At 69.0% G+C, this 5,560-nt stretch carries 5 protein-coding genes; 3 read left to right on the forward strand and 2 right to left on the reverse strand.

The genetic code is table 11. The features are described 5' to 3' along the window. Positions 1-56 precede the first annotated feature (56 nt). Positions 57-1,370 carry an exo-beta-N-acetylmuramidase NamZ domain-containing protein gene (locus ACFU7D_RS28325; protein ID WP_378873559.1) on the reverse strand — a complete coding sequence of 438 codons (1,314 nt, stop codon included), beginning with the start codon at positions 1,368-1,370 and terminating at the stop codon, positions 57-59. Between the two features lie 89 nt (positions 1,371-1,459). Further along, entirely contained in the window at positions 1,460-2,467 is a 1,008-nt protein-coding gene (locus ACFU7D_RS28330; protein ID WP_378873561.1) for an SMP-30/gluconolactonase/LRE family protein, read from the reverse strand. A 191-nt stretch (positions 2,468-2,658) separates the two neighbouring features. Between ACFU7D_RS28330 and ACFU7D_RS28335 the strand changes: the two genes are divergently transcribed. The 3 genes from ACFU7D_RS28335 to ACFU7D_RS28345 all read left to right on the forward strand — a co-directional run bounded on the left by ACFU7D_RS28335 (position 2,659) and on the right by ACFU7D_RS28345 (position 5,521). After that, positions 2,659-2,913 (forward strand): DUF3311 domain-containing protein, encoded by a 255-nt coding sequence (locus ACFU7D_RS28335; protein WP_378733026.1) that lies wholly within the window; start codon positions 2,659-2,661, stop codon positions 2,911-2,913. Beyond that, positions 2,910-4,550 (forward strand): monocarboxylate uptake permease MctP, encoded by a 1,641-nt coding sequence (gene mctP, locus ACFU7D_RS28340; protein ID WP_378873563.1) that lies wholly within the window; start codon positions 2,910-2,912, stop codon positions 4,548-4,550. The genes ACFU7D_RS28335 and mctP overlap by 4 nt, the downstream gene beginning before the upstream one ends. 530 nt (positions 4,551-5,080) lie before the next feature. Further along, positions 5,081-5,521 carry a hypothetical protein gene (locus tag ACFU7D_RS28345; protein ID WP_378873565.1) on the forward strand — a complete coding sequence of 147 codons (441 nt, stop codon included), beginning with the start codon at positions 5,081-5,083 and terminating at the stop codon, positions 5,519-5,521. Positions 5,522-5,560 lie beyond the last annotated feature (39 nt).

Raw genomic sequence — 5,560 nt, forward strand, 5'->3', positions numbered from 1 at the left:
CGTTCTAACGCGCCGACTCGGCGTGATTTTCGGTCAGAACGCGCCGACTCGGCGGGTCAGCGGTAGAGGAGGTACTGGCGGCGGGTCCGGTCGAAGGGGGCCAGCTCGTCTCGCCAGGCCGCCTCGACCTCGTCGCCGGTGGCGCCGGCATCGATCTGCGTACGCAGCCTGGTCGATCCGGTGAGCTTGTCGATCCAGAACGGCCGGGCGGTGTCCCAGGAGTCCTGGCGCCAGGCGAACTCGGGATAGAGAGACTTGGCCTTGACCAGCATCTCGACGCCGGTGCGGACCGGGTCGAAGCGGTCGCGGTCCTGGATCGTGACCTGCACCCCTCCGCAGACCTGGCCGGCGAACTTGTTGACCGAGGGATTGAAGTACGCCTCCCGGAACGTGACGCCCGGAAGCCCGGCCTCCTCCAGCGCCGCGGCCCAGCGGTGGTCGACGAACGGCGCCCCGATCAGCTCGAACGGCTTGGTGGTGCCGCGCCCCTCGGAGAGGTTGGTGCCCTCGAACATGCAGGTGCCGGGGTAGGCCAGCGCGGTGTCGGAGGTGGGCATGTTCGGGCTCGGCAGGATGAAGTCGAGCCCGGTGTCGGCGTACAACGTCCGTCGCCGCCAACCGGAGACCTGGACGATGTCGAGCTGCTCCAGCCGCCCGCCGGCGTGCTCCTCGAGGAACTCCCCGTCGAAGAACCGGGCCAGCTCACCGACCGACATCCCGTGCTGCTGGACGATCTCGCGGGCGCCGACGCCCGAGGTGTACGCCGCGGTCATCATCGGTCCGCGGGCGGTCCCGCCCACGGGGTTGGGCCGGTCGAGGACCACGAAGCGCTTGCCGGTCGCGACGGCCGCCTGCATCGCCGTCCACATCGTCCAGATGTAGGTGTAGAACCTGGAGCCCACGTCCTGGATGTCGAAGACGACGGTCTCGACCCCGGAGGTCGTGAACAGCTCGGTCATCTTCGCGACGTTCGCGCCGTAGGCGTCGTAGACGGTCAGCCCGGTGCGCTCGTCGACGAAGGTGCCCTCCGAGCCGCCCGCCTGCGCGGTGCCGCGGAAGCCGTGCTCGGGACCGAAGACACCGGCGATCTGGACCGCGCCCGACTCGTGCATCTCGTCGACGATGTTGCGGAGGTTGCCGAGCACGCCGGTGGGGTTGGTGATGATGCCGACCCGATCACCCGACAGCACCGACCAGCCGTCGGCCGCAGCCCGTTCGGCGCCGGTCCGGACGGCCTGGTCTCGCCCGAGCGGCGCGACGGCAGCGCTCGCCGCGCCGGACGAACCGGTGAGAAGCGGTGCCGCTGCGGCGCCGGCCGCGGCAGCGCCGAGCAGACGGCGGCGGTCGATCCTGGGGACTTCAGTGCTCATGGGGCGCTCCTGTGCCGAGGGGTGAGGATCACCTTGCAGGCTAGCCCTGACGGCACCGTTCGGCAGGTGATTTCCCAGGGGCGGCCGCGCTAGCCGCCGTTCGACTGCCGGATGCCCTTGGCCAGCGCGTCGAAGCTGTAGATGAACCCGCCGGCATCACCGGAGACGGTGACGTACGCCTGCTTGGTCCCGGGCCGGATCGCGACGTTGGTCGCCGAGGTGAGACCGGCCCGGTCGGCGACGGGGACGCGGACCGTCGCGAGCGGCCGGCCGTGCCGGGAGAAGACCCGGATGACCGGCTCGCCGTGGGTGGCCTGGTAGATGTTGCCGGCCGCGTCGACGGCGTTGGAGTCGGTCTCGGTCTCGGCGGGGCCGTCGTCGACCTCGGCGACGGTCCGGGCCGCGACGACCGAGGTGCGCGACCGGTCGAGGGCCAGATGGCTGATCCGGTTCTCCCACAGCGTGCTCACGTAGAGCCCGCGATAGCCGCGGTCGAAGGAGATCCCGTTGGGCGCGGCGAGCCCCGAGGCCAGCACTGTCGCGCTCGACCCGTCCGCCGCGATGCGTACGACCCGTCCCACCGGCTCCTTGGCCGGGTCGAGGTAGCCGGTCAGGTCGGTGACGTAGAGATTGCCCTCGGGATCGAAGGTCAGGTCGTCGGGACTCATCGGGCCGCCCTCGACCGGACCGGCGAAGACCGTGCGCGGGTCGGTGCCGTCGGCGGCGACGCTGCGGATCGTGCCCTGGTAGTCGGTCAGGTAGAGCCGGCCGTCGACCGGGCTCCACTGCGCCGAGGTGTAGCTGCCCACCGAGTCGGTGAAGAACCCGGAGACCTCCCGCGACGCGGTGTCGAGCCGCAGCACCTTGGGCGCCGGCGCGGAGGCGACGACGTCCACGAAGTAGAGGGAGCCGTCTGCGCCGAACGTCGGGCCCTCGAGCAGCGTCATGTTCAGCCCGGGGTGCGGGCTGGTCGCCTTCACCACCTGCGACGCGATGATCTCGCGCGGACGTTCCGGGTGCGCCGAAGCCGAGGCAGGAGCGCCCGCGATCACCCCGCTCATCAGGAGGGCGGCAGCGAGGGACGTACGTCGGTTCATCTCGTTCTCCTTCGGATCGTCGACGTGGAAGGTAGCGCATGGATAGTGACCCTCTGGATCCGGATGACCGTTCGTCCCGGCAGATCGACCGTTCGTCGTCGTGTCGGTCGAATTGGGCTGGACACGGGACTCGTATGTGACCAAGGTCACAGGTCGTCCAACCCCACTTCGACAGATCTCGGAGGTGACCCATGCCGTCCTCGTCCAAGGGCTCGTGGATCCTTGTCGGGATCCTCCTGTTCGCGGCAGCAGCGCCGTCGCTCGCGGTGCCGCTGTACGCGAAGGAGGATCCGACGCTCGCCGGATTCCCGTTCTACTTCTGGTTCCAGCTCTTCCTCATCCCCTGCTCCGTCCTGTTCACGACGGTCGCCTACTTCGTCGCCAAGACTGCGTTCCGGCGTGACCGTGCCGCCGCCGGGCGCCCGTGGAAGGAGGGTGGCCAGTGAACGCGGTAGCAGTCTCCGTCTTCGCCTTCCTCTTCCTGCTGGTCACGATCCTCGGCTTCTCCGCCGCGCGCTGGCGCCGGGCGAAGTCCATGGACAACCTCGACGAGTGGGGCCTGGGTGGCCGCGGCTTCGGTACGTTCGTGGCCTGGTTCCTCATCGGAGGCGACCTCTACACGGCGTACACGTTCATCGCGGTCCCCGCGACGCTGTTCGCCGGCTCGGCGGTCGGGTTCTTCGCGGTGCCCTACACGATCCTCGTCTACCCGATCATCTTCGCGTTCCTGCCGAAGCTCTGGTCGGTCTCGCACAAGCACGGGTACGTCACGCCGGCCGACTTCGTCGTCGGCCGCTACGGGTCCAGGTCCCTGGGCCTGGCCGTCGCGGTCACCGGCCTGCTGGCCACCATGCCCTACATCGCACTGCAGCTGGTGGGCATGGAGGTCGTCCTCGAGGTGATGGGCCTGCAGAGCGACTCCTCGAACTGGTTCATCCGTGACCTGCCGCTCTTCATCGCATTCGCGGTGCTGGCCGCCTACACGTACTCCTCCGGGCTGCGGGCGCCGGCGCTGATCGCGTTCGTGAAGGACTCGCTGATCTACATCGTGATCCTCGTGGCGATCCTCTACATCCCGTCGCAGCTCGGCGGCTGGGGCAACATCTTCGACACGGTGCAGAACAGCTTCGACACCTTCAACACCGAGAACGCCGACGCGATCGCCGCCGGCGACGCCGCCCCGAAGGCGCTGTTCCCGTCGCAGGCGGCCGGTCAGTGGGCGTACGCCTCCCTGGCCCTCGGCTCGGCGCTGGCGCTGTTCATGTATCCGCACTCGATCACCGGGGTGCTCTCCACGCGCAGCCGCAACGTGATCCGTCGCAACGCCTCGCTGCTGCCGGCGTACTCGTTCCTGCTGGGGCTCCTGGCGCTGCTCGGGTTCGTCGCTCTCGCGGCCGGGGTCATGGTCGGCGACCCGCCGAACCCGCAGCTCGCGATCCCGCAGCTCTTCGAGGACCAGTTCCCGGCGTGGTTCGCGGGCGTCGCGTTCGCGGCGGTCGTCATCGGTGCGCTGGTGCCGGCGGCCATCATGTCGATCGCGGCCGCGAACCTGTGGACGCGCAACATCTACAAGGCCTACCTGAAGCCCGACGCGACCCCGCAGGACGAGGCCAAGCAGGCCAAGATCGTGTCCCTGATCGTGAAGTTCGGGGCGCTGCTCTTCGTGCTGGCGCTCTCGAAGTCGTACGCCATCAACCTGCAGCTCCTCGGCGGCGTCTGGATCCTGCAGACGCTGCCTGCGATCGTCGTCGGGCTCTACACCCGCTGGTTCCACCGGTGGGCGGTCCTGGCCGGCTGGGCGGTCGGGATGGCGTACGGGACGATCGTCGCGTACGGCGTCTCCTCGCCCACGCAGGAGCACTTCGGTGGACCGTTGGCGCCGTTCCCGGGCACGGAGACGCCGATCTACATCGCGCTCACCGCCTTCCTGCTGAACATCGTCGTGGTCGTCGTCCTGACCCCGATCCTGAGGGCGCTGAACGTGCCGGACGGTGAAGACGCAACCTCGGCTTCGGACTACTCGGTCGACGCCGGAGACGAGGGTGTCGTCGAGGAGCTGAGCTCGACGACGGAGGTCCGCTGAGGGCTGTTGGATCTGATCACAAAGTCCCGCAAACACGTCTCAGAGACGTGTTTGCGGGACTTTCTCCGTATTTCTCCGGGAACTGCAACATCAGCGCATCGACGTACGTAACAAGTACTGAAGGCTCTGATTCGGACCGAACTCGGGAGCGTCCATGGTGAGCAATGAGGCTGTGACGGCCTCGACGAGCAGTCGAGGCCGCGGTGTACGCCGCGCCGCGATCGCTCGTGGCACCGGACGTGACGCGACGATCGAGCGTCGGAGCGAGCAACGGATCCATGCGGGCGATTGGACGCCGGGGGGCGTCGCCCTGCATGGATCTACCACCGGGCGTGAAGCTGGCCAGCCGCCTCAGGCTGCCGATCCGTCCGGTCCGATGAGTGGGGCTATGAGCGTGACCAGGACCTCGCTCGCCCTGCTCGGCGGGACCCCGTCCGCGCCAGCCGCGATCCCCGTGCGCTCGGGCGCCGGGTGCGGGCGCTGACGGGGTCCCGCATTCCCTCAACACCCGAACACGTCAGGAGAACGCGATGAACTCGAAGATCCTCGGGGGCCTTCGGCGATCGGTGGCGGTGACCCTTGCCGCAGGTGGCTTGATCGTCGCCAGTGCCGCGGTTGCCTCCGCCCAGCAGCCGATCAAGGCTCCGGACCGCGGACCCGCGGGTCCGGTGACGGTCTCCGGAGGAGCGGCCGGCAACGACGCCGCGGTGACGGTGACGACCGACGGGGCGACTGTCGTGGTCAGCGGTCGCGCGCACCTCGAGTCTCCGGTCGACCACGCCGCCGATGGTGGTGTCGTCCACCATGACGACGACACCGGCTCGCCGCTGGGTAGCGGTCGCGGTGTGGATCTCGGCACGGACCAGCTCGGATTCGCCGGGGGAGCCACCGGGGACTCTTCGTCCGTGGACATCGTCGGCACCGGCCGTGTCGGGACGGAGAAGCACTACTACGTCCAGGGCGCGCCCTGAGCGATCCTCGCACGAGATGCGTCGGGGCCACCGGGAGAT

Origin of the sequence: Nocardioides sp. NPDC057577 (assembly GCF_042801335.1) — a bacterium.
Lineage (GTDB): Bacteria > Actinomycetota > Actinomycetes > Propionibacteriales > Nocardioidaceae > Nocardioides.